A 2,935-nucleotide genomic window follows, 5' to 3' on the forward strand; every position below is an offset into this window, starting at 1 on the left:
AAAAAGCAGTAAACTTAATTACTACTTTTTCTCAAATAAAATTTTGTGTCACCTATGGGGTACATTCTCGTTTTTCTAAAGCCGCTTTTTGATCTGCAATTTGTTTACTAATACCGCTTTCACCTTCTTTGCCGATAAGTGCTTCAGCAGATGCAATAATATTTTTTAGATCACTAATTTCAGTATTAGCTGTCTCCAACTCTGAAATTTTTTTGATCAATGGTTTTCTTCATTTCAGTGATTTGAGAAACTTTTGCGTTAATATTTGTGATAATTGTTTCATTTAATTTTTTTGTAACATTATCAATAGAATTAATTATAGCATCACTTGCATTTTCTGATGTAATTCCGATCTTTTCCATGAATGATTCAATTGTACTATTTAATGCTTCTGGCGTTCCAACAGTATCATTATTTAGAGTGGCAAGTTTTTTGAATCCATCCTTTTCTTGGTCATTAGTTACTTCTATTATTTTATCATCTGCTTGTTTTTGTCAAATTATGTATTCTGGTCTTTTATCATCTTCTAAAGCAGCTTCACCAGATTTAACAGTATTTGAAAAAATTATAGATAAATTATTTTTATAACTTGTGAATAATTTATTATATTCTTCTTGTAATTTTTGTATTTGACTTCTTAAATTTGTTATTTCGCCATTTAAACTTTCTATTTTTGCTGAATCTTGAATCTTTTGTTCTTTAGCTGTAGCAAGTTCACCTTCAGTTTTTGCTAATTTAGTTTTTAATTCATTTATATTAGTTTCTATTTCTTTTATTTGAGTTAGAGATGTGTTTAAATCTTTAATTAATCCTTCATTAACTTCTAAGGCTGTTTTTAAATTGTCTAATGTTACTTCTAATTCTGATTTAGTTTTTTGAAGTTGACTTCTTAAATCATTATTTGTAGAAATATTGCTTGTAATTGCAATAACTGCACCAGTAGCTGCACCAGCACTAGCTAATCCAACTCCACCTAGAGCTAATCAAATTTTAGAACTTTTTTTAATCTTTTTTTGAGACATTGTTTTTTTCCTCTTCTTTCTTACAAACCTAATTTTATAATAATTATTTATAAAAAACAACTTTTGGAATGTTAAACTTTTTAATATTGCATGATTTGTTGAAAAAAATATTAATCACTTAAAATCTTTTAACATTATTACATTTTTATTTTTTTATGAATAAAATTAATAATAGGAGAAAGAAATAAATGAAAAAAATAAAAAATGTATTTTTAGCATTGATGTTTGGTTTTTTTTTATTTAATATAAATTTTATATTTATCAATAATAATAATCAAATTATAAATAATTATTCATCAGATAAACTTAGATTAAAACAAGATAATGATAATCAAGAATATATGTGAGGTGGAAAAGCATTACAATATTATTTATATACACATTCAACAGCAACAGAGGCTTTTGGTGGTAATGATTACCAAAGCTATAATGAACTTACTACAAGTGCAGCAAAAGCTGGTTTGGGATATTTGTACGATAAAGCAACAGAATTACAAAAACAACAATTTAAATATGCATTTATTTCAAGTGCTATGATCGTTTCTTATTATGGAGCCACAAGTCCACAAGAATTTTTTGCTGAATCCTTTAGTAAATATACTACTTCAAAAGATAAACAAAAAAATATAGTATGAAGTTTATTAGAGCATTTTTTTACAAAAACTTTTAATGATTTAAAACAATTGAATATAGGAAAATTAACTTCAGTAAATCAATGAGACAAAATTACTGATGTAATTAAGAAGGATAGAAATACTTACGAAATTCAATATAATTTAAATTTAAAGAAAAAAGAAAGAAATTTAAGTTTGGAAGAACTAGGGTATATTAATGACGAATATGGTTTTAATAATCCTGATTATTCTACAAATTTAGCTACAACAGATATAATTAAGTGAACATTTAATACACCTATAATTTTTGATGACAATGCAAAAGAAATTAAAAAATGATATGAAAAATATAAATCTAAATTATCACAATATATGATATCAACTAGATATAAACTACCAGAATCAAATAATAATTTAAAAACTAAGTATTTTTACAATATTGACGAATTAGATCAATATTGACAACAACATTCTAAATTTAATTTCAACACCGATCATGCAATACAAATAAAAAATAATATAAATAATTTAATAAATGATGCTATCTATAAATATATTATTGAAATTTCTAAAACAAATTTACAAAAAAATATTTTAGATTTATTTAATGAATTAGAGAATATAACTAATAATAATTTGAATAAAATATTTGTTAATTTTATTATTCCTAAAGATATTAATTTATATAATCAAAATAGTAGCGTTAATGGTTATACTTCAACATACAATAATAGAAATTCAACTAAATACAGTTTTGTTGTAGTGAAAGTAATGAGTTTAAAAAAAGAAGATAACATCAATAATTATAAACGTTCAAGATTTTCAAGTGATTCTCAATTTCAAACAATTAATCATGAATTTGGTCATGTCTTAGATTCATATTTATGTCAAACATTTAAACAAGCAGATAATAACAATTTTAATTCTTTCTTTTGAGCAAGACATCAACAAACTAGTTGTTATTCAGGTAATTGTTATATAGCAAAAAAAATGAATTGAGAATTATTTACATATATTCCTATTGGAATTATTTCTGTAGCAAGCATAAGTGGTTTTTCTTATTACTTAGTTAAAAAAATAAAAAAGAAAAGATCGAATTTTTAGTAGTTAATAATTTTTTAGAATCAACTTTAATATATATATCAAGATGTAGTTATGATTCTTTTAATTCTGAAAATTTAAAAATTGTTAAGGCAATTTAAAAAAATAATACGAGAGTGTTGCCCCTTTTTGGAGCATTTAAAATAAAATTTGACTACAGCATAGTAATTAATTTAATTTTATCTAAAAAACTAAAAA

At 23.1% G+C, this 2,935-nt stretch carries 3 protein-coding genes; 1 reads left to right on the forward strand and 2 read right to left on the reverse strand.

The window, feature by feature from the left end; translation table 4 throughout:
- Positions 1 to 52: 52 nt before the first annotated feature.
- A complete protein-coding gene (locus G319_RS05030) occupies positions 53 to 220 on the reverse strand; it encodes a hypothetical protein (RefSeq protein WP_156902682.1) in 168 nt (55 codons plus the stop codon).
- Positions 186 to 1,022: a hypothetical protein gene (locus G319_RS09605; protein WP_026389591.1), complete on the reverse strand. Its 837-nt coding sequence runs from the start codon at positions 1,020 to 1,022 to the stop codon at positions 186 to 188. The genes G319_RS05030 and G319_RS09605 overlap by 35 nt, the downstream gene beginning before the upstream one ends.
- A 188-nt stretch (positions 1,023 to 1,210) precedes the next feature.
- On the opposite strand from G319_RS09605, the gene G319_RS09610 reads away from it, so the two are divergent.
- On the forward strand, positions 1,211 to 2,740 hold the full coding sequence (locus tag G319_RS09610; RefSeq protein ID WP_026389592.1) for a hypothetical protein: 1,530 nt from the start codon (positions 1,211 to 1,213) through the stop codon (positions 2,738 to 2,740).
- Positions 2,741 to 2,935 lie beyond the last annotated feature (195 nt).

It is taken from the genome of Tullyiplasma multilocale ATCC 49900 (assembly GCF_000483165.1).
GTDB classification, from domain to species: domain Bacteria; phylum Bacillota_I; class Bacilli_A; order Mycoplasmatales; family Mycoplasmataceae; genus Tullyiplasma; species Tullyiplasma multilocale.